18 protein-coding genes and 1 pseudogene are annotated in these 19,954 nt (G+C 72.3%); 4 read left to right on the top strand and 15 right to left on the bottom strand.

Going from position 1 to position 19,954, the window contains the following annotated elements:
* Positions 1-94 (bottom strand): annotated as a pseudogene (locus ABTX81_RS31280) (D-Ala-D-Ala dipeptidase VanX); the annotation flags it as partial.
* A gap of 34 nt (positions 95-128) precedes the next feature.
* Positions 129-821, bottom strand: a complete 693-nt coding sequence (locus tag ABTX81_RS31285) for an RraA family protein (protein ID WP_350552839.1) — start codon at positions 819-821, stop codon at positions 129-131.
* 185 nt (positions 822-1,006) lie between these two features.
* Between ABTX81_RS31285 and ABTX81_RS31290 the strand changes: the two genes are divergently transcribed.
* On the top strand, positions 1,007-1,249 hold the full coding sequence (locus ABTX81_RS31290; RefSeq protein ID WP_350552650.1) for a hypothetical protein: 243 nt from the start codon (positions 1,007-1,009) through the stop codon (positions 1,247-1,249).
* A 108-nt stretch (positions 1,250-1,357) separates the two neighbouring features.
* On the opposite strand, the gene ABTX81_RS31295 is transcribed toward ABTX81_RS31290, so the two are convergent.
* Entirely contained in the window at positions 1,358-2,287 is a 930-nt protein-coding gene (locus tag ABTX81_RS31295) for a proline dehydrogenase family protein (RefSeq protein ID WP_350552653.1), read from the bottom strand.
* A 146-nt stretch (positions 2,288-2,433) separates the two neighbouring features.
* The gene (gene pruA, locus ABTX81_RS31300; RefSeq protein WP_350552656.1) at positions 2,434-4,062 is read right to left on the bottom strand and encodes an L-glutamate gamma-semialdehyde dehydrogenase; all 1,629 of its coding nucleotides are present in this window, start codon (positions 4,060-4,062) and stop codon (positions 2,434-2,436) included.
* 191 nt (positions 4,063-4,253) lie between these two features.
* Between pruA and ABTX81_RS31305 the strand changes: the two genes are divergently transcribed.
* The gene (locus ABTX81_RS31305; protein WP_350552659.1) at positions 4,254-5,855 is read left to right on the top strand and encodes a PucR family transcriptional regulator; all 1,602 of its coding nucleotides are present in this window, start codon (positions 4,254-4,256) and stop codon (positions 5,853-5,855) included.
* A gap of 84 nt (positions 5,856-5,939) precedes the next feature.
* On the opposite strand, the gene ABTX81_RS31310 is transcribed toward ABTX81_RS31305, so the two are convergent.
* On the bottom strand, positions 5,940-7,421 hold the full coding sequence (locus ABTX81_RS31310) for an alkaline phosphatase PhoX (protein ID WP_350552662.1): 1,482 nt from the start codon (positions 7,419-7,421) through the stop codon (positions 5,940-5,942).
* 254 nt (positions 7,422-7,675) lie between these two features.
* Entirely contained in the window at positions 7,676-9,028 is a 1,353-nt protein-coding gene (locus ABTX81_RS31315; RefSeq protein ID WP_350552665.1) for a hypothetical protein, read from the bottom strand.
* Positions 9,029-9,266: 238 nt separating this feature from the next.
* Between ABTX81_RS31315 and ABTX81_RS31320 the strand changes: the two genes are divergently transcribed.
* Complete coding sequence (locus ABTX81_RS31320; protein WP_350552668.1) at positions 9,267-9,713, top strand: VOC family protein; 447 nt, start codon at positions 9,267-9,269, stop codon at positions 9,711-9,713.
* A 16-nt stretch (positions 9,714-9,729) separates the two neighbouring features.
* On the opposite strand, the gene ABTX81_RS31325 is transcribed toward ABTX81_RS31320, so the two are convergent.
* A complete protein-coding gene (locus ABTX81_RS31325) occupies positions 9,730-11,340 on the bottom strand; it encodes a hypothetical protein (protein ID WP_350552671.1) in 1,611 nt (536 codons plus the stop codon).
* A 330-nt stretch (positions 11,341-11,670) separates the two neighbouring features.
* On the opposite strand from ABTX81_RS31325, the gene ABTX81_RS31330 reads away from it, so the two are divergent.
* Complete coding sequence (locus ABTX81_RS31330) at positions 11,671-13,002, top strand: MFS transporter (RefSeq protein WP_350552674.1); 1,332 nt, start codon at positions 11,671-11,673, stop codon at positions 13,000-13,002.
* Between the two features lie 53 nt (positions 13,003-13,055).
* On the opposite strand, the gene ABTX81_RS31335 is transcribed toward ABTX81_RS31330, so the two are convergent.
* From ABTX81_RS31335 to sufB, 8 genes are all read right to left on the bottom strand, one after another.
* Entirely contained in the window at positions 13,056-13,724 is a 669-nt protein-coding gene (locus ABTX81_RS31335; RefSeq protein WP_350552677.1) for a Uma2 family endonuclease, read from the bottom strand.
* 280 nt (positions 13,725-14,004) lie between these two features.
* Positions 14,005-14,379: a metal-sulfur cluster assembly factor gene (locus ABTX81_RS31340; protein ID WP_350552680.1), complete on the bottom strand. Its 375-nt coding sequence runs from the start codon at positions 14,377-14,379 to the stop codon at positions 14,005-14,007.
* A 9-nt stretch (positions 14,380-14,388) separates the two neighbouring features.
* Positions 14,389-14,841 (bottom strand): Fe-S cluster assembly sulfur transfer protein SufU, encoded by a 453-nt coding sequence (gene sufU, locus ABTX81_RS31345; protein ID WP_344324910.1) that lies wholly within the window; start codon positions 14,839-14,841, stop codon positions 14,389-14,391.
* 20 nt (positions 14,842-14,861) lie between these two features.
* Positions 14,862-16,109 carry a cysteine desulfurase gene (locus tag ABTX81_RS31350; protein WP_350552841.1) on the bottom strand — a complete coding sequence of 416 codons (1,248 nt, stop codon included), beginning with the start codon at positions 16,107-16,109 and terminating at the stop codon, positions 14,862-14,864.
* Between the two features lie 23 nt (positions 16,110-16,132).
* A complete protein-coding gene (sufC, locus tag ABTX81_RS31355; protein ID WP_350552684.1) occupies positions 16,133-16,897 on the bottom strand; it encodes a Fe-S cluster assembly ATPase SufC in 765 nt (254 codons plus the stop codon).
* Positions 16,898-16,903: 6 nt separating this feature from the next.
* Positions 16,904-17,221, bottom strand: coding sequence for a bifunctional 3-phenylpropionate/cinnamic acid dioxygenase ferredoxin subunit (locus tag ABTX81_RS31360; protein ID WP_344324904.1), 318 nt, complete (start codon positions 17,219-17,221; stop codon positions 16,904-16,906).
* Positions 17,222-17,226: 5 nt separating this feature from the next.
* A complete protein-coding gene (gene sufD, locus ABTX81_RS31365) occupies positions 17,227-18,474 on the bottom strand; it encodes a Fe-S cluster assembly protein SufD (protein ID WP_350552688.1) in 1,248 nt (415 codons plus the stop codon).
* 62 nt (positions 18,475-18,536) lie between these two features.
* The gene (gene sufB, locus ABTX81_RS31370; RefSeq protein WP_350552691.1) at positions 18,537-19,952 is read right to left on the bottom strand and encodes a Fe-S cluster assembly protein SufB; all 1,416 of its coding nucleotides are present in this window, start codon (positions 19,950-19,952) and stop codon (positions 18,537-18,539) included.
* Positions 19,953-19,954 lie beyond the last annotated feature (2 nt).

The following is a 19,954-nucleotide window of genomic DNA, read 5'->3' on the forward strand; positions in this document are numbered from 1 at the left end:
GATAGATCGTCAGATCGACGGTGCTGCCCCGGCTGTGGCCGGACTTGGCGGCCACGTACCCCTGCTCGAACATCTCGGCCCTGCCGATGTTGGGACCCGGTTCTCCACCGGGGGCGCGGGCCGTCCGCTCACTCCTCGATCGCCCCGCCGACCCGCCGCAGATGCTGCCGGAAGCTGTACGCCGGGTCCGCGGCGCGGCGCTCCAGGTACTCGTCGAAGGCGGTCTGCCGGCGCAGCGTGTCGCCCGAGCGGATCCGCTGCGCCTGCGCGCGCTCGGTGCGGGCGATACCGGCCGCCGCCTCCAGCACCTCGTCCAGCCGGGCGCCGGGCACGAACAGCACCCCGTCGGCGTCCGCGAACACCACGTCCTCGACGCCCACCAGATGCGGCCCGAACCTGGCGCTGGCCAGCGCCTGCGGCTCCCGCCCGTCCAGCCGCAGCGGCCCGACCGGCAGGCTGCCGTAGCTGAACACCGGCAGCCCGATCTCCACCAGCTCCGGGGTGTCCCGGTGCAGCCCCCACACCACCACCCCGGCGGCTCCGGCGGCCCGGGCCTCCAGCACGGCGAGGTCCCCGACGCACGCCTCGTCGGTCCGCCCGCCGTTGTCGATCACCACGACGTCCCCGGGCTCGGCCGCGCCGTACGCCTCCAGGAACACGTCCACGCTCCCGTAGTGCCGCACCGGCAGCACGCGCCCGGCCACCCGGCTCCCCGGAACCACCCCCCGCACCCCCGCCGGCGCCGCCCGCACCGCCACCCCCACCCGCACGCACGCGTCCGCCACCAACGGCGTCGACAACTCCGCGAACCGCTTGACCACCACGTCAACTCCTCTCGGTCACCTCCGAGTTCACCACCTCTCCGATCCTATGCCGACCACCCCTTCCCCCCGTCGGGTGAAATCCGGCAGCCGCGACGAGGCCTCACCGCCCGACCGCCCTCACGGCCCCTGTCCCCCACCCGCCCGGTCGCCTACGGTGGAGCCCCCGACCACCGGAGGCCCCCGTGCCGGAAGAACAGCCGCCGCCGAACTACCGCAGTCACAGCTGGGAGGACGAGGCCACCGGCGCCCGGTGCTTCGCCTTCTACCCGGGTGACGAGGAAGCCGACGACGAACGCAAGGCGCGGCTGCGCGCCATGGCCCACCGGGCGTTCCCGGACCTCGGCGACCTCCCGGACGAGCCGGCCGAGCAGCCGGCCGAGAACACCGGGCCCACCCTGCGGCTGATCCGGGGAGACGGCCGCTGACTCCGCCCCCGGGGCCTCCGGTCGGTGGCCGGGGTGGCGTCCTCCAGCAGCACGCACGACGGCCCGCGCCCTCCGGGGAGGGCGCGGGCCGTTCGGTGTGCGGGGGCGTCAGCCGCGGGTGGCCATGGCGCGCAGGAAGAAGGTCAGGTTGGCCGGGCGCTCGGCGAGGCGGCGCATGAAGTAGCCGTACCACTCCTGGCCGTACGGGAGGTACACGCGCATGGTGTTGCCCTCGCCGGCGAGGCGCAGCTGCTCCTCGGGGCGGATGCCGTAGAGCATCTGGTACTCGAAGGAGTCCCGCTTGCGGCCGTTCCACTGGGCCAGCTGGCCGGCGATCTTGATCATGTTGGGGTCGTGCGAGGCGATCATCGGGTAGCCCTCGCCGGCCATCAGGATCTTGAGCGCGCGGACGTACGCGAGGTCGACCTCGTGCTTGCCCTGGAAGGCGACCGACTCGGGCTCCTTGTAGGCGCCCTTGCACAGGCGCACGCGCGAGCCGGCGCCGGAGAACTCGCGGCAGTCGTCCTCGGTGCGGCGCAGGTAGGCCTGCAGGACGACGCCCAGCCAGGGGAAGTCCTCGCGCAGCTCGCGGGCGATGGCGAGGGTGGAGTCGGTGGTGGTGTGGTCCTCCATGTCGAGGGTCACCGTGGTGCCGGCGTCGGCGGCGGCCGCGCAGATCCGGCGGGCGTTCTCCAGGGCGATCTTCTCGCCGTCCACCGGGAGGAACTGGCCGACGGCCGAGAGCTTGACCGAGACCTCGGCGCCGGCCGCCAGGCCGGTCTCCTTGAGCGCCTTGAGCAGGTGCTCGTACGCCTCGGCGGTGCCGGCGGCCTGGGCGGCGTCGCGGGTGTCCTCGCCCAGGTGGTCCAGGGTGACCTTGCGGCCGGTGGCGACCAGGTCGTCGCAGGCGGTGACGGCGTCGTCGAGGGCCTCGCCGGCGACGAACCGCTCGACTATCGCGTGGGTCGGCGGGAACTTCTCGACGACGGTGCGGACCTGCGAGGAGCGGGAGGCCGCGAGGAGGGCGGAACGGAGCATCGTGACTCCTGGAGCTGGTGCTTCTAAGGGTGGCAGAAAGTGACGGGCGGCGGACCGAGGGGGGTGGTCGGACCGCCGCCCGTGGGAGACGCGCCCGGCTGCGGGACCGGGGCGTCAGGGGACCCTGCGGGGTCCCGGCGGGGCACTCAGCCCATGTGCGGGTAGCGGTAGTCCGTCGGCGGGACGAAGGTCTCCTTGACCGAGCGGGTCGAGGTCCACCGCGCCAGGTTCTGCTTGGCACCGGCCTTGTCGTTGGTGCCCGAGGCCCGGCCGCCGCCGAACGGCTGCTGGCCGACGACCGCGCCGGTCGGCTTGTCGTTGATGTAGAAGTTGCCGGCGGCGAAGCGCAGCTTCCGCATCGCGTGCTGCACGGCCTCACGGTCCTGGGAGATGATCGAGCCGGTCAGGCCGTAGGCCGACACCGACTCCATCTGGGCCAGCATCTCGTCGTACGTGTCGTCCTCGTAGACGTGCACGGCCAGGATCGGGCCGAAGTACTCGTCCTTGAAGTACTCGCTCGCCGGGTCCTCGCAGACCAGGACGGTCGGGCGGACGAAGTAGCCGACCGAGTCGTCGTAGGTGCCGCCGGCCAGGACCTCGACCGCGGGGTCGGCCTGGGCGCGGTCGATGGCGGCCTTGTTCTTGGCGAACGAGCGGTCGTCGATGACGGCCGACATGAAGTTCGACAGATCGGTGACGTCGCCCATGGTGAGGCTCTCGACCTCGTCGCGGAACTCGTCCTTCAGCTCGGCCCAGATCGAGGCCGGGACGTAGGCGCGGGACAGGGCGGAGCACTTCTGGCCCTGGAACTCGAAGGCGCCGCGGGTCATCGCGGTCTTCAGCACGGCCTTGTCGGCGGACGGGTGGGCGACCAGGAAGTCCTTGCCGCCGGTCTCGCCGACGATCCGCGGGTAGGTGCGGTAGCCGGAGATGTTGTTGCCGACCTCGCGCCACAGGTGCTGGAAGGTCGCGGTGGAGCCGGTGAAGTGGATGCCGGCCAGCGCCGGGTGCTTCAGCGCGACGGCGGAGACGTCCAGGCCGTCGCCGGTCACCATGTTGATGACGCCCTTGGGCAGGCCGGCCTCCTCCAGCAGCTGCATCAGCAGGTGCGCGGAGAACTGCTGGGTCGGCGAGGGCTTCCACAGCACCACGTTGCCCATCAGCGCCGGCGCGGTCGGCAGGTTGCCGGCGATGGCGGTGAAGTTGAACGGGGTGATCGCGTAGACGAAGCCCTCCAGCGGGCGGTGGTCGCTGCGGTTCCACACGCCGTCCGAGGAGATCGGCTGCTCGGCCATGATCTGGCGGGCGAAGTGCACGTTGAAGCGCAGGAAGTCGACCAGCTCGCAGGGGGTGTCGATCTCCGCCTGCTGCGCGGTCTTGGACTGGCCGAGCATGGTGGCGGCGGCCAGCGTCTCGCGCCAGGGGCCGGCCAGCAGGTCGGCGGCGCGCAGGAAGATCGCGGCGCGGGAGTCGAAGGAGAGCGCCTGCCAGGCCGGAGCCGCGGCCAGGGCAGTGTCGATGGCCTCCTGCGCGTCCGCCTGGGTGGCGTTGCGCAGGGTGCCGAGCCTCGCCGCGTGGTTGTGCGGCTGGACGACGTGGAACTCGGTGCCGCCGCCCATCCGGCGCTCACCGTTGATCGTCATGGTCAGCTGGACCGGCTCCTGGCCGCCCAGCTCCTTCAGCTTGGCCTCCAGACGGGCCCGTTCCGGGCTGCCCGGGGCGTAGCTGTGGACCGGCTCGTTCACCGGCGCGGGGACCTGGGTCACAGCGTCCATGAGCGCACGCTCTCCTTCGTTTCATGCGGGGGGATACCGACGCGGGTCGCACGCCGGCCACATGACGAACGCTATTCCTGCACCGGGCCCCACTTGATTGGCCGGACGGCTAAAATCATCCGGACGGCGTTGTCCGCCCGGATGAATGATTCGGACGAAAGCCACCCGCCGGACACTCCGAGGAGGCCCGCATGACCACTCCCGGCCTCCCGCTGCGGCAACTGCTGATGTCCCTGGGCGAGCCGCTGGTCGAGCTCCAGGCCGCGCCGAACGGGCTGGACGTCCCGGTGCGCGACGTCGCCATCCTCGACCCCGAGGACCCGCCGACCGCCGCCCCCGGCGAACTCGTGCTCGCCATCGGCGCCCGCGGCCGGGCCGCGCTCCCCGCGCTGCGCGCCGCCGGGCGGGCCCGGGCCGCCGCGGTGGCCGTCAAGCTGGACGCCCCCGGGCAGGCCGACGCGCTGCGCGAGGCGGCCACCGAGGCGGGCGTCGCCCTGCTCTCGGTGCGCCGGGAGACCCGCTGGGAGCACCTCGACTCGCTCGCCCGCGCGATCATCGCCGGCCCGGACGCCCCGGACGCCCCCGGCAGCGCCGAGCACAACGCCGGTGACCTGTTCTCGCTCGCCCAGACCGTCGCCGTCCTCACCAACGGCATCGTCTCGATCGAGGACACCTCCAGCCGGGTGCTCGCCTACTCCCGCTCCTCCGACTCCGACGAGGTCGACGACCTGCGCCGGCTCTCCATCCTCGGCTGGCAGGGCCCCGAGCCGTACCTGTCCAAGCTCCGCGAGTGGGGCGTCTTCCAGCACCTGCGCAGCTCGGACACCGCCATCGCGGTCGACCCGCACCCGGAGCTGGGCCTGCGCCGCCGGCTGGCGATCGGCATCCGGGCGGGCGCGCAGCCGCTCGGCACCATCTGGGTGCAGGAGGGCGCCCAGCCGCTCGCGCCGCTGGCCGAGCAGGCGCTGGTCGGCGCGGCCCGGGTCGCGGCGGCCCAGCTGGTGCGCCGGCGCCGGGAGCTGTCCGCGGACGTCCGGCTGACCCAGACCCTGCTCACCGGCCTGCTGGAGGGCTCCACCGGCCCGCAGTCGCTCGCCACCCACCTGGGGCTCGACCTGCGCCGCCCGGCCACCGTGCTGGCGTACAGCGCGGGAACCACGGAGCAGCTGACCCGGGCCGAGGTGACCGGCCTGATCTCGGTGCACACGGCGGCCCGGCACCGCGCCGCGCTGCTCGCGCCGATCGAGTCCCGGGTCTACGTGCTGCTGCCCGAACTGCCCGCCAACCTGGCGATGGCCACCGTGCGCGGCTGGGCGCAGGAGGTGGTCGAGGCGGCCCGGGACCACCTGGGCGTCCCGCTGCGCGCGGCGATCGGCTCGACGGTGGACGGCCTCGCCCGGGTGCCCGAGTCACGCGCGCAGGCGGACCGGATCCTGGACGCGATGGGCCGCGGCGGGGTGGACCTGGAGGTCGCGGCGCTGATCGACGTCCAGGCGGAGGTGCTGGTCAGCGAGATGCTGGCGCTGCTCCAGGAGCGCGGCGGCCTGCGCGACCCGCGGCTCACCGCGCTGGCCGAGTACGACCGGCGGCACGGCACCAGGCTCGCCGAGTCGGTGCTGGCCTGGCTGGACGCGCTCGGCGAGGTCCGGGTCGCGGCGGACGCCCTGCACATCCACCCCAACACCCTGCGCTACCGGGTCCGCCGGGCGGAGCAGCTGACCGGCATCGACCTGGCCCAGCCGCAGCAGCGGCTGCTCGCCATGCTCCAGCTGCGGCTGCCGGCCGAGCCGTGAGCACCTCCTCGGCCGAGGCCGTCCTGAGCACGCGGAAGGGGCCCGCTCCGAGGAGCGGGCCCCTGGCGATCACTCGCGCTCAGCTCACTGGCCGTAGCCCTGGCCGCGCTTGTGCTCGTTCAGGCGGTGCCACGGGCCGGTGATGGCCAGCTGGATGCCCGGGGTCTGGATGTTGGCGAACAGGGTCTTGCCGTCGTCCGAGAAGGTGACGCCGGTGAACTCGCTGAACTCGGGCTTCTCGGCGGTGCCGATGTTCAGCTCGTTGCGGGCGATCGCGTAGGTCAGGCCGTCCTCGGTGGCGCCGAACAGGTGCGAGACACCCTCGCCGTCCTCGGCGATCACGATGCCGCCGTAGGGCGAGACGGTGATGTTGTCCGGGCCGTCGAAGTTGTCGTGGTCGCCCCAGACGTCGTTGTTGACGCCCAGCAGGACCTTCAGGGTGATGGTGCGGCGGGCCGGGTTGTAGAACCAGACCTGGCCGTCGTGCTGCAGCGGGCTCTCCGAGCGGGCGAAGCTGGAGACGAAGTAGAAGCCGCCGTCGCCCCACCACATGCCCTCGAGCTTGCGGGCGCGGGTGACCTCGCCGTCCTTGAACTGCTTGCGGATGGAGACGGTCTTGGCGTCGCGGTCCTCGACCTTGACCCAGTCCACGCCGTAGGTGGTACCGACCTTGGTGGCGCGGGACAGGTCGTCGATGAACTTGCCCTGGGCGTCGAAGACCTTGAAGGCCTCCAGCACACCGGCGTCGGCGGCCAGCTTGCGCAGCTGGTAGCGGCCGTGCTTGAAGCCGGCCGGCGGGGTCCAGCGGAACAGCAGGCCGTTGGGGTTGCCCGCGTCCTCGGTCAGGTAGACGTGGGCGCGCTTCGGGTCGACGACGACGGCCTCGTGGGCGAAGCGGCCGAACGCCTTCACCGGCTGCGGGTCGCGGTTGTAGTCGTCGTCGAACGGGTCGACCTCGAAGATGTAGCCGTGGTCCTTGGTGAAGCCGTTCTTGCCGGCCTTGTCCTCGGTCTCCTCGCCGGACAGCCAGGTGCCCCACGGGGTGACGCCACCGGCGCAGTTGGTGGCGGTGCCGGCGATGCCGACCCACTGCTCGACCTTGCCGTTGGCCTTGGCGTGCACGATGGTGCAGCCGCCGGCCGCGCCCGGGTCGTAGACGTGGCCCTCGGTCAGCGGGACCGGGTTCGGCCAGTTGGCGCGGGCGCCGCCCAGCTCGTGGTTGACGACCAGCAGGTTGCCGCCGCGCTCGTCCTCGAACGCCGAGGTGCCGTCGTGGTTGCTCGGGGTGAACTCGCCGGTGCGCAGCTTGCTGACGCCGGCGCGGTTCAGGACCTTGTACTTGAAGCCCTTGGGCAGCGCGAGCAGGCCCTCCGGGTCGGCGACCAGCGGGCCGTAGCCGACGGCGACGCGCTCGGCCGCGGCGGCCTCGGCGACCGGCACCTCGCCACCGGCCGGCGCGGCGATCGCACCCGGCGCGCTGGCCAGCGCCTCGGCGCTGCCGGCGATCAGAACGCCGGCCCCGACGATGGTGGAACGGTTGACGAAGTCCCGGCGGGACAGCGACATGGCAGTCACTCCTGAGGGGTCGGGCGCCGACCGGGAACGCTCCCGGTGCGTGGCCGTGCGAGGTGTCGAGGTGGTCGTCGACGCCCAGCAGACTCGGCCCGTCCGGTGAACACCCGGTGAAGCGGACGCCTCGGCAGGGTGGTCATTTGCCGACCTTATGCGAACCCATGACTCAACTTTTGCGTGGTCACCACCGGTCACACCGCAGGTCGGGCCGCCGTCACCGCCCGTTCCACCTCCGACGGGCCGTCAGCTCAGCTCCCGGCCCGCGCCGCCCGCCACTGCTCCCAGGCCGCCAGCCACAGCTGCTCGCCCATCCGGTGCTCCCCGCGCTCCCCGCGCCGGACCTGCCGCCAGGCGCGCTGCGCCGGCACGCTCGCCACCTCGCTGGCGAACACCGTGTACCGGATCGACTCCTCCATCGCGGCGTCGCCCTCCGGCGTGCCCACCACCCAGTGCGTCAGCTGGGAGAGCCGGCCGAGCTGTTCGACCATCGCGGCCACCGCCTCGGCCGCCTCCGCCCGGGTCTCCGAGGCCAGCCGCATCTGCTGGCGCACCGCCGCCTCCCAGCGCAGCGCGCCCGCCTCCGCGCGCGCCCCCCGGGGCGGCCGGGGCGGGCGCCCGGAGCGCAGCCGCGCCTCCAGGGCGGCGGCCTCGACGATGCCGTGCGCGATCACCGCCCGGTGCGCCTCCAGCCCGGCGGCCGGGGAGAGCTCGCGCTGCTCCACCGGCAGGTCCCGGCCGCGGCGCAGGGCCAGCTCGCGCAGCAGCGCGGTGCGCCCGCTCAGGCAGCGCTCGTGGTCCCGGATCCGCGCCAGCTCGACACCGCCCGGCGGCACGCCGCGCCCGCAGACCGTGACGGTCAGCCCGTCCACCCGGAAGCGGCCCGCCCAGACCGGCTCGGCGCCGCCGATCGGGCAGCAGCCGGGCAGCGCCGCGCCGGACCACAGGCCGCGCCGGTCCTCGTGCACCTCGACGGCGCGCGACTCCCCGTCGACGGTGATCCACTCGCGCAGTGCCCGGACCCGGGCGGGGGTGTCGCCCTCGTCGACGCCGAGCTGCTCGTAGACCCGGTCGCGCTCGTCCTCGACGACGTCCTCCAGCTCGGGCAGCGGCTCGTAGCGGTCGGCGCCGGGGCGGTGGGTGCGCACGGTGACGTAGGGGCCGTCCGGCGAGGTCCAGTCGCCGAAGCCGAGCTCGATCCAGCCGGGCGCGGCGGACGACCCGGCGCCCGGCAACCCGGTGCCCGGCTGCCCGGTGCCCGGGAGGCCGCCGTCCGGTGCGCCACCGTCCGGTGCGCCGCCGTCGGCCGTCCCGTAGGCGACCAGCGCGCCGCCGCCCAGGCCGGGCACCGGCGCGATGCCGTACACCGGGAAGTCGGCGGCGACGAGGGTGCGGCGGGCGAGGTCCTCCTGGACGGCCAGGAACTCCTCCAGATCACCGGCCGGGGACCCGTCGGGGTACCCGTCCACGGGTTCGCCGGCGCAGTGGTCCGGGTGCCCGTCCGGGCGTTCCCGCAGGTGGCCCCCCGCGCGGTCGCACGGGTCCACCGTCCCCGGACCGTCCCCGTACCGGCCGTCCCGGCCCCCTCCGCTCGTCCGCGTCATCCCGCGCCGCACCCCCTGCCTCGCCGTCCTCACCGTGCCGTCGACACCCGGGCAACGATACGTGGCCCGACCTGCCGGGTCATCAGGCCCTTTGCGCACCGGGCGGATCGGGCGCCCCGCCGGACGGCCCCGCCCGGGGCGCCGCTGTCGGTCCCCCTCCCCAGGGTCCGTCTTCAAACCCCCGTCGTCCGCCCGGCCGGCAGGCGGGGGTTTGAAGAGGGACCCTAGGCTGGCGGGCATGACAGCAACCACGTCCTTCCCGGCCCGGCTCAGCATCGTCACCCTCGGTGTGGCCGACCTCGACCGCAGTGCCCGCTTCTACGAGGCGCTCGGCTGGCACCGCTCCGCCGTGTCCAGCCCGGAGATCGTCTGGTTCCGCACCGCCGACTCGGTGCTCGGCCTCTTCCCGCACGAGGAGCTGGCCGCGGACGCGGGCGTACCGTCCGCCGGCGAACCGGCCTTCCGCGGCGTCACCCTCGCCGTGAACCTGGAGTCCCCGGCCCTGGTGGACGCCGCCCTGGAGACGGCGGTGGCGGCCGGCGCCATCGTGGTCAAGGCACCGGCCGCCACCCACTGGGGCGGTTACTCCGGGTACTTCGAGGACCCGGACGGCCACCTCTGGGAGCTGGCCCACAACCCGTTCTTCGCCTTCACCCAGGACGGCTCGCTGGACCTGCCGAACTGACCGGCGGAACCGGGGCTCAGCCCTGGGAGCGGGCCTTGAACGCCGCCTTGCGGGCCTCCTTCGCCACCGCCCGGTCCGGATGCAGCTCGCCGACCGCCTCCAGCACGTCCGCCGTGTAGGGGTGCTCGACCCGCCACAGCTCGCCGAAGTAGCCCACCGGGTCGTCCGTCACCGGCAGCTCGGCGACCAGGTCGCGCAGCTGGTCCGGATCGCCGCCGGTGTCCAGCAGCTGCGCCGCGAAGGCGTCCACGACCGTCCACAGCGCCATCGCCCGGTCCGGCACCGGCACGTCCGGCAGGCCGAGCGAGACCAGCCAGGCCCGCGCGCCGCCGCCCAGCTCCGGGTCGTCCAGCACCTCCCGGACGGCCGGCTCGGCGGGCGCGCCGAGCAGGGTCAGCGCCGAGTGGCAGAGCAGCCGCCGCATCGGGGCGTACGCGTCGGTGCCGCGCGCCGCCGCCAGCAGCTCGCGCGCCGCCGCCACCGGCTCCCGGCCGGCCACCCAGACCTTCAGCTCCTCCTCGGGCAGCACATTGGCGGCCTCACTGATCCCGCGCAGCAGGTCGGCGGCGTCGCCCCGGGCCAGGTCCCCGACCAGCGGCGCGTCGTAGCCGTCCTCCAGCAGCCACTGCCGGATCCCGTACTGGCCCAGCGGGGTGAGCCGGACCAGCCCGAACCGGGCGGACTCCGCCTCGTCCAGCTCGGCCGGCCCGTCCGGACCGGGGGCCTCCCCTTCCTCCTCCTCGTCGAAGAGCTCGGGGTCGATCGGCCGGTACTCCAGCAGACCCAGCTCGGCGAGGTCGGCGAGCATCGGGTCCAGGGAGACCATCACCTCGGTGATGTCGCCGAGCAGCTCGTCGCTCGGCTCCTCGCCCTCCGGGACCACCAGCAGCGCCGCCAGCACGCCCAGCGGCACCGTCTCGTTGCCCGGCTCGGCGAAGGCGGTGGTCTCGTAGAGCACCTGGAGCGCCTCGTCGAGCAGTTCGGCGGCCTCGTCGCGGGCGTCCTCGACCTCGTTCAGGCCGTCCTCGTCGGTCTCGTCCTCCGCCTGGCCGGACTCCAGCTCCTGCGAGTCGGCCTCCACCGCCAGCTCGCGGACGATCCCGGCGGCCGTCAGCCACAGCTCCAGGACGGTGTCGGCGTCCCCCTCCTCGGCCGGCTCCAGGTCCGGGCCGGGGATCGCCACGTGCTCGCCGGCGGCCGTGGTGCCGATCTCCACCAGGTCCAGGTCACAGGCCAGCGACCAGGCGCGCATCGCCTCGACCACCGCCTCCTCCGGTGCGTCCCCCTCCTCGGGGGCCAGGCCCAGCAGCCGGGCGGCCGGGGCCCGGTCCGGGCCGGTGAGGTCGCCGAACTCGTCCACCGCGCGGTGCGGGGCGGTCCAGCGGGCCAGCTTCAGCGCCCAGCCGAGCATCGGGACGGCCTTCGCCTGCTCGGCCAGCCCGGCCTCGGACGGCAGGGTGACCGGTGGTACCAGCACGGCCGCGTCGTCCAGGTCGTCGTCGTCCAGCCCGTGCGCGGCGAACGCCCCGTACAGATCCTGCAGCTCCAGGTCGGCGGGCAGCACCGCGCCCTCGCCCGGCGCACCCGCCGCCGGGGTGTCGGCGTTCCTACGACGTCGTGCGGCCATCGTTGCGCGTTCTCCCTACGCCGAGCGGTCAGCCGGCCGAACCGCGGAGATCACCTCCGCGTCACCGGTCCACCACCTCAGCGTATAGGCCGGGCACCCCCGACGCCCGGCCTCGAGGGGCGCGCGCCGGAACCGCGCGCCCACCCCTTATCCTTCGAAGTCGGTACCGCGCACAACCCCGCGCGCGCCGACGGGCAACGTAGCCCCCCTCTCAGCTCACCTGCCCCACCAGGGAGCCCGCACCGAGGCCACCACCACAGCGCCGCCAGGACGGGCGCGCCGGCACACCCCGCCGACCCGGGTGGTGCCCGGCCACAGGAGACCCCTGCCATGGCGGACCTCTCCCCCGCCGGCTCCGGCCTGCGCACCGCGCAGTTCCACGGACGCCGACTGTCGGAGGCCCTGCTTCCCCTGGAGCTCGCGCCCCGCGCCCAGCTCCAGCTCTCCGCGATCAGCCGCTGGAACGCGCTGCGCGGAGTGCGCGTCGGCCTCGTCGCCGCCGCCCTGCTGCTCATGCTGATCGGCGCCAACCTGGCCACGCCGATCTACTCGCTCCTCCAACAGCAGCTGCACCTGACCGCGCTCGACACCACCGTGCTCTTCGCGATCTACGTGTTCGCGCTGGTCCCGGTGCTGGCCGTGGTCGGCCACTGGTCCGACCACCTCGGCCGGCGCGCCCTGATCCTGCCCGCCGTCGCGCTGTCCGCCGTCGGCGACGTCGTGTTCGCCACCTCCGGCAGCTTCTGGCAGCTCGCCGCCGGCCGCGCCGTCCAGGGCATCGCCGTCGGTCTGACCACCGCCGCCGCCGGTGCCGCCCTCAGCGATCTGATGCCCGACCGCCCCACCCTGGCCGCCAAGATCACCCTGGCCTGTTCCGCCGGCGGCGTCGCCCTCGGCCCGGTGATCGGCGCCCTGCTGGCCGGGGGTTCCGACCCCCTGCTGTCGCCCTTCCTGCTGCACGCCGTCGCGCTGCTCGCGCTCTGCGTGCCGCTCGCCCTGGTCCACCCCCGGATGCCCGGCCGCAACCGCCCGCCGGCCTCCCCGCCCCGCATCACCACCCCGGCGCACCTGCGCCCCCAGCGCCCCCGCCTGCCGCGCACCGGCCGCCGCGACTTCCTGCTCGCGGCCTCGGCCGGCTTCATCTCCTACGCGGTCTTCGGCGTCTACCTCAGCCTGGCCCCGGCCTTCGCCGCCAAGCTGCTGCACACCGACTCCAAGCTGTCCGGCGCCGTGGTCGCGGCCCTGCTGCTCGGCTCCTCCGCCGTCGCCCAGCTGCTCGTCCCCCCGACCGCCGACCGTGTGGTCATCGCCCTCGGCATGACCGGCCTGGCCACCGGCCTCGCCCTGGTCGTCACCGCCCAGTACACCGGCACCCCCGCCCTGCTCTTCATCGGCAGCGTCCTCGGCGGCGCCTGCCAGGGCATCGCCTTCCGCTCCCTCTTCACCACCGCCGTCACCGCGATGCACCCCGAACGGCGGGGCTCCGAACTCTCCTCCCTCTGGATCATCGTCTACCTCGGCTCCTCCCTCCCCATCGTCGCCGTCGGCGCCCTCGTCCAGACCTACGGCCTCCTCCCCGCCACCAGCGGCTTCACCCTCCTCGCCGCCCTCCTCTGCACCGCCCTGGCCCTCGCCGTGGCCCGCAAGCCCAAGCACGGCTGACCCCCCACAGCAATGCCGCCGCCCCGGAACCAACGTTCCGGGGCGGCGGCATTTCACCAGGCCCTACACGCTCCAGGGCTTCCACGCATCGGTTCGATCTCGACACCGAACGGCTCCGGCAGCCGAACGGCCTCGCCGAACTTCCACTCGCCCAGGGTTTCGTACGTCCCCTCGCCCTTGTTCGGCTCGCCGAACAAGGTGACACCCGGCTGCCGTGGATCGCGGTCGACCAGCAGGTAATACGGCACTCCGCTCCGCGCGTACCCGCTCCACTTGGTCGGCTTGATCTGTCGCCCGAACATGGGGCGACGATCATGGCGGGCATTGGACGAGGACGTCACCTCGACGACCAGCTCAATGTCGTGTGGGTGGAGGTGCAGGACGTCCTCCGCCCGCTTCGCCGCCTCGGTCTCCTTGTGCAGCAGCACCAGGTCGGGGACGTAGCCGTCCCCGACCGGGACCAGATCCAGGTTGATCGCCTGAACGGCCCGCCAGGGAAAGGCGTTCTCCAGGAAGAGGGCCCGCTCGAAGCCCCGTTGGATGTCGGAGAGGATCCCCCCGTGGGCGAATACCGGCGCCGGCGACACGACGATCTCTCCTCCGATCACCTCGACCCGCGTACCGTCGTCCGGGAGCCGGAGGTAGTCGTCCAGCTCGCCCCGGACCCACATGGCGTACGGCGAGTCAGGCAGGAGCAACTGCGCGAACGCAACCACCGACATGACTCGCTCCCTCCGAGGTCGCGGCACCAGCCTGGCCGCCCGCTCGCAGATATACCACTGCCGCGCGAACCTTTCCTCCGAAGGAGCGGTTTACGCGGCAGCGTGTTGACGATCGGCGGATCTCAGACATTGATCGTCGGCGGCAAGGTCGAGCCGACCGACGCGAGCCCCGAGAACGCCCTGTTCCGCGAGGCGCGCGAGGCGCCTTCGAGAGACGGGGCGCGCGAACGCCGCTGCCCCGGAACGGACGTTCCGGGGCAGCGGCGTTCGCGCGGTGGTCTCAGACGTTGAAGCCGAGGGCGCGGAGCTGCTCGCGGCCGTCGTCGGTGATCTTGTCGGGGCCCCACGGCGGCATCCAGACCCAGTTGATCCGCAGGTCCTGGACGAGGCCGTCGGTGGCGGTCTTGGCCTGGTCCTCGATCACGTCGGTCAGCGGGCAGGCCGCCGAGGTGAGGGTCATGTCGATGGTGGCCACGTCGGACTCGTCGATGTGGACGCCGTAGATCAGGCCGAGGTTGACGACGTCGATGCCCAGTTCGGGGTCGACGACGTCCATCAGGGCCTCGGTCAGGTCCTCGACGGAGACGGTGCCGGCGCTGGTGCCGACCGGCCCGGTGGCCGTCTCCTCCGCGGCGGAGGTGGTTTCGTCGCTCATGTGGTGTCCTCAGTCGGTGACGGCGGGGTGCTCGGCGAGGGCCTTGGCGGTGGCGTCCTTCCAGGCCATCCAGCTGAGCAGGGCGCACTTGACCCGGGCCGGGTACTTGGAGACGCCGGCGAACGCGACGGCGTCCTCCAGCACCTCCTCGTCGCCCTCGGCCTGGCCCTTGCTCTGCATCAGCTCCAGGAAGGCCTCCTGGACCGCCTGCGCCTCGCCCACGGTCTTGCCGACCACCAGGTCGTTCAGCACCGAGGCACTGGCCTGGCTGATCGAACAGCCCTGGGACTCGTACGAGACGTCCGCGACGGTGGCGCCGTCGAGCTTCACCCGCAGGGTGATCTCGTCGCCGCAGGTCGGGTTGACGTGGTGCACCTCGGCGTCACCGTCGCGCAGACCCTTGCCGTGCGGGTTGCGGTAGTGGTCCAGGATGATGTCCTGGTACATCGAGTCGAGCTTCATGGTCGCGTTGCCCCGTCCCGTCAGCCGAAGAAGTTCCGGACGTGGTGCAGGCCGTCGATCAGCGCGTCGACCTCGCCCGGCGTCGAGTACAGGTAGAACGACGCCCGCGTGGTCGCCGGAATTCCGTACCGCAGGCAGACCGGCCGCGCGCAGTGGTGACCGACGCGCACCGCGATGCCCTGCTCGTCGAGCACCTGGCCCACGTCGTGCGGGTGGATGTCGCCCAGGGTGAACGAGATCGCCGCGCCGCGGTCGACCGCCGTGCGCGGGCCGATGATCCGCAGGTCCGGGACCTCCAGCAGCCGCTCGACCGCGTACGCGGTGATGGCGTGCTCATGGGCGGCGATCCGCTCCATGCCGATGCCGGACAGGTAGTCGATGGCCGCGCCGAGCCCGACCGCCTGGGCGATCGGCGGGGTGCCGGCCTCGAACTTGTGCGGCGCCGGGGCGTAGGTGGACGAGCCCATGGTGACGGTCTCGATCATCTCGCCGCCGCCGAGGAACGGCGGGAGGTCCTCCAGCAGCTCCTGGCGGCCCCAGAGCACGCCGATGCCGGTCGGGGCCAGCATCTTGTGTCCGGTGAAGGCGACGAAGTCGGCCTCCAGCGCCTGGACGTCCAGCACCATGTGCGGGGCGGCCTGCGAGGCGTCGATCACGACCAGCGCGCCGACGTCCTGCGCCTTGCGCACGATCGCCTCGACCGGGTTGACGGTGCCGAGCAGGTTGGAGACCAGGGTGAAGGAGACCACCTTGGTCTTCTCGGTGATCAGCTCGTCGATGTCGGACAGGTCGAGCCGGCCCTCGTCGGTCAGCCCGAACCACTTCAGCTTCGCGCCGGTGCGCTGCGCGAGCAGCTGCCACGGCACGATGTTGGAGTGGTGCTCCATCTCCGTGATGACGATCTCGGAGTCCTTGTCGACCCGGTACGGCTCGTCGGCCCAGCCGAGCATGTTGGCGACCAGGTTGAGCGACTCGGAGGCGTTCTTGGTGAAGATCACCTCGTCGCGGCTCGGCGCGTTGACGAACGCCGCCACCTTGTCCCGGGCGCCCTCGTACAGCGCCGTGGCCTCCTCGGCGAGCACGTGCACGCCGCGGTGGACGTTGGCGTTGTGCCGCTCGTAGTAGGCGTTCAGCGCGTCGAGCACCTGGCGGGGCTTCTGCGAGGTGGCCGCGTTGTCCAGGTAGACCAGCGGCTTGTCGTCGTGCAGCAGGCGCTGCAGGACCGGGAAGTCCTTGCGGATCGCGTCGGTGTCGAGCAGGCCCGGCAGGACCGCCGACTCGTGCGTACGGGTCACTCGGACGCGCCACCCTTCACGTAGGCCTCGTAGCCCTCCTCCTCCAGCTTGTCGGCCAGCTCGGCACCGCCGGACTCGACGATGCGGCCGCCCGCGAAGACGTGGACCTGGTCGGGCTTGATGTACCGCAGGATGCGGGTGTAGTGGGTGACCAGCAGGGTGCCCACCTCACCGGTCGAACGCACCCGGTTGATGCCCTCGGAGACGACCCGCAGCGCGTCGACGTCCAGGCCGGAGTCGGTCTCGTCGAGGATCGCGATCTTCGGCTTGAGCAGCTCCAGCTGGAGGATCTCGTGGCGCTTCTTCTCACCGCCGGAGAAGCCCTCGTTGACGTTGCGCTCGGCGAAGGCCGGGTCCATCTGGAGGGCGGCCATCGCCTCCTTGACCTCCTTCACCCACAGCCGCAGCTTGGGGGCCTCGCCGCGGACGGCGGTGGCGGCGGTGCGCAGGAAGTTGGAGACCGAGACACCGGGGACCTCGACCGGGTACTGCATCGCCAGGAAGACGCCGGCCCGGGCGCGCTCGTCGACGGACATCTCCAGGACGTCCTCGCCGTCCAGCAGGACGGAGCCGCCGGTGACGGTGTACTTGGGGTGGCCGGCCAGCGAGTAGGCCAGGGTGGACTTGCCGGAGCCGTTCGGACCCATGATCGCGTGGGTCTCGCCCTGCTTCACGGTCAGGTCGACGCCCTTCAGGATCTCCCGGGGGCCGTTCTCCGCCTCGACGGAGACGTGCAGGTCGCGGATTTCAAGGGTAGCCATATGTACTCAGGACTCCTGGTTGACGGAGACGAGCACATCGTCCCCTTCGATCTTTACGGGGTAGACAGCGACCGGCTTGGTGGCGGGCAGGCCGGAGGGCTTGCCGGTGCGCAGGTCGAAGCTGGAGCCGTGCAGCCAGCACTCGATCATGCAGTCCTCGACCTCGCCCTCGGAGAGCGAGACGTTCGCGTGCGAGCAGATGTCGTTGATCGCGAACACCCCCTCGTCGGTGCGGACGACGGCGACCGGGACGCCGTTGAGGTCGACGCGCTTGGGCACGTCCTCAGCCAGTTCGCTCAGCGCGCAGGCGCGAAGGAAGCTCATCGGTGTCAGACCGCCGCTTCCAGCTCGGACTCGATCTTCTCCATGAGGTGGTCCTGGATCTCGGCGACGCCGATCTGCTGGACCAGCTCGGCGAAGAAGCCGCGCACCACCAGGCGGCGGGCCTCGTCGGCCGGGATGCCGCGGGACTGCAGGTAGAAGAGCTGCTCGTCGTCGAAGCGGCCGGTGGCGGAGGCGTGGCCGGCGCCGACGATCTCGCCGGTCTCGATCTCCAGGTTCGGCACGGAGTCGACCCGGGCACCGTCGGTGAGCACCAGGTTGCGGTTGTGCTCGTAGGTGTCGGTGCCCTCGGCGGCGGCGCGGATCAGCACGTCGCCGATCCACACGGCGTGCGCGTCCTGGCCCTGCAGCGCGCCCTTGTAGACCACGTTGGAGCGGCAGTGCGGCGTGTCGTGGTCGATGACCAGCCGGTGCTCCAGGTGCTGGCCGGCGTCGGCGAAGTAGAGGCCGAACAGCTCGGCCTCGCCGCCCGGCGCGGCGTAGGTGACCCGCGGGTGCAGGCGGACCAGGTCGCCGCCGAAGGTGACGACGACGGACTTCAGCGAGGCGTCGCGGCCGATCAGCGCGGTGTGCTGGGCGGCGTGCACCGCGTCGCGGTCCCAGTCCTGCACCGAGACGAAGGTGAGCTTGGCGCCGTCGCCGAGCAGCAGCTCGACGTTGGCGGCCCGGGTGCCGGTGCCGGTGTGGTTCAGCAGCACGACGGCCTCGGCGAACGGCTTGACGTCGACGACCACGTGGGCGAAGCGGGTGCCGCCCTCGCCGTGCACGTCGATCCGCACCGGCTCGGTGAGCACCGTCTCCTTGGGGACGGTGACCACGAGCGCCTGCTCGAAGGCGCTGAACGCCTGCGCGGCGACCCGGTCGACCGGCTTGCCGGCCTTGCCGAGGCGGGCGTCGTCGCGGCCGACGGTCTCGGCGGTGACGCCCTCGGGCAGGCTCAGCTCGACCTTGTCCTCGCCCTTCTCGGCGTCGACGGCGGTGCCGTCGTGCAGGCCGCCGAGGCGGTGCAGCGGGGTGAACCGCCAGTCCTCCTCGCGGCCGGTGGGCACCGGGAAGTCCGCGACGTCGTAGGACGGCTCGACCGCGACGCGGGCGTCGATCGGCTGCCGGACGGTGTCCCGGCCGGTGCCGGGGCCGGCCAGCTGGGCGCCGGCACCGGCGGTGCCGACCTCGATCGAACCGGCGGTGGTGGAGCCGGGGGTGTTCCCGGTGACATTCACAGGCGTGTCAGCCATGGCTGTTCGTTGTGCTCTCTTCCTCAAAAAACGTGTCGACGGACGGCGGGGCGGTCGGCGGGTCAGCCGACGGAGCCCTCCATCTGCAGCTCGATCAGCCGGTTCAGCTCCAGCGCGTACTCCATCGGCAGCTCGCGGGCGATCGGCTCGACGAAGCCGCGGACGATCATCGCCATGGCCTCGAACTCGGTCATGCCGCGGCTCATCAGGTAGAAGAGCTGGTCCTCGCTGACCTTGGAGACGGTCGCCTCGTGGCCCATGGACACGTCGTCCTCGCGGACGTCCACGTACGGGTAGGTGTCCGAGCGCGAGATGGTGTCGACCAGCAGCGCGTCGCAGAGCACGTTGGACTTGGCGCCCTTGGAGCCCTCGCCGATCTCGATCAGACCGCGGTAGGAGGTGCGGCCGCCGCCCCGGGCCACCGACTTGGAGACGATGTTGGAGGAGGTGTTCGGCGCCATGTGGACCATCTTGGCGCCGGCGTCCTGGTGCTGGCCCTCGCCGGCGAAGGCGATGGACAGGGTCTCGCCCTTGGCGTGCTCGCCCATCAGGTAGACGGCCGGGTACTTCATGGTGACCTTGGAACCGATGTTGCCGTCGATCCACTCCATGGTCGCGCCCTCGTACGCCACGGCGCGCTTGGTGACCAGGTTGTAGACGTTGTTCGACCAGTTCTGGATGGTCGTGTAGCGGCAGCGGCCGCCCTTCTTGACGATGATCTCCACGACCGCCGAGTGCAGGGAGTCGGAGGAGTAGATCGGCGCGGTGCAGCCCTCGACGTAGTGGACGTAGGCGTCCTCGTCGACGATGATCAGCGTCCGCTCGAACTGGCCCATGTTCTCGGTGTTGATCCGGAAGTAGGCCTGCAGCGGGATGTCGACGTGCACGCCCTTCGGCACGTAGATGAAGGAGCCGCCGGACCAGACCGCCGTGTTCAGCGCGGCGAACTTGTTGTCGCCGGCCGGGATGACGGTGCCGAAGTACTCCTTGAAGATCTCCGGGTGCTCGCGCAGCGCGGTGTCGGTGTCCAGGAAGATGACGCCCTGCTCCTCCAGGTCCTCACGGATCTGGTGGTAGACGACCTCGGACTCGTACTGGGCGGCGACGCCGGCGACCAGGCGCTGCTTCTCCGCCTCCGGGATGCCGAGCTTGTCGTACGTCGCCTTGATGTCCGCCGGCAGGTCCTCCCAGGACTCGGCCTGCTTCTCGGTGGAGCGGACGAAGTACTTGATGTTGTCGAAGTCGATGCCGGACAGGTCGGAGCCCCAGGTCGGCATGGGCTTCTTCCCGAACAGCTTGAGGCCCTTGAGACGCAGGTTCAGCATCCACTCGGACTCGTTCTTCTTGGCCGAGATGTCGCGGACGACGTCCTCGTTCAGTCCGCGCTTGGCGGCGGCGCCGGCCACGTCCGAGTCGGCCCAGCCGTACTCGTAAGTGCCCAGGCCTTCGAGCTCGGGGTGCGAAACGGTGTCAGTCATGC

Source organism: Kitasatospora sp. NPDC097605 (assembly GCF_040302725.1).
Taxonomy (GTDB): domain Bacteria; phylum Actinomycetota; class Actinomycetes; order Streptomycetales; family Streptomycetaceae; genus Kitasatospora.

Coding starts and splice junctions, on each gene's coding strand:
- ABTX81_RS31330 (WP_350552674.1), top strand. CDS start 11,671: ATGGCGGACCTCTCCCCCGCCGGCTCCGGCCTGCGCACCGCGCAGTTC.
- ABTX81_RS31340 (WP_350552680.1), bottom strand. CDS start 14,379: ATGAGCGACGAAACCACCTCCGCCGCGGAGGAGACGGCCACCGGGCCG.
- ABTX81_RS31305 (WP_350552659.1), top strand. CDS start 4,254: ATGACCACTCCCGGCCTCCCGCTGCGGCAACTGCTGATGTCCCTGGGC.
- pruA (WP_350552656.1), bottom strand. CDS start 4,062: ATGGACGCTGTGACCCAGGTCCCCGCGCCGGTGAACGAGCCGGTCCAC.
- sufB (WP_350552691.1), bottom strand. CDS start 19,952: ATGACTGACACCGTTTCGCACCCCGAGCTCGAAGGCCTGGGCACTTAC.
- sufD (WP_350552688.1), bottom strand. CDS start 18,474: ATGGCTGACACGCCTGTGAATGTCACCGGGAACACCCCCGGCTCCACC.
- sufC (WP_350552684.1), bottom strand. CDS start 16,897: ATGGCTACCCTTGAAATCCGCGACCTGCACGTCTCCGTCGAGGCGGAG.
- ABTX81_RS31335 (WP_350552677.1), bottom strand. CDS start 13,724: ATGTCGGTGGTTGCGTTCGCGCAGTTGCTCCTGCCTGACTCGCCGTAC.
- ABTX81_RS31320 (WP_350552668.1), top strand. CDS start 9,267: ATGACAGCAACCACGTCCTTCCCGGCCCGGCTCAGCATCGTCACCCTC.
- ABTX81_RS31315 (WP_350552665.1), bottom strand. CDS start 9,028: ATGACGCGGACGAGCGGAGGGGGCCGGGACGGCCGGTACGGGGACGGT.
- ABTX81_RS31360 (WP_344324904.1), bottom strand. CDS start 17,221: ATGAGCTTCCTTCGCGCCTGCGCGCTGAGCGAACTGGCTGAGGACGTG.
- ABTX81_RS31295 (WP_350552653.1), bottom strand. CDS start 2,287: ATGCTCCGTTCCGCCCTCCTCGCGGCCTCCCGCTCCTCGCAGGTCCGC.
- sufU (WP_344324910.1), bottom strand. CDS start 14,841: ATGAAGCTCGACTCGATGTACCAGGACATCATCCTGGACCACTACCGC.
- ABTX81_RS31325 (WP_350552671.1), bottom strand. CDS start 11,340: ATGGCCGCACGACGTCGTAGGAACGCCGACACCCCGGCGGCGGGTGCG.
- ABTX81_RS31310 (WP_350552662.1), bottom strand. CDS start 7,421: ATGTCGCTGTCCCGCCGGGACTTCGTCAACCGTTCCACCATCGTCGGG.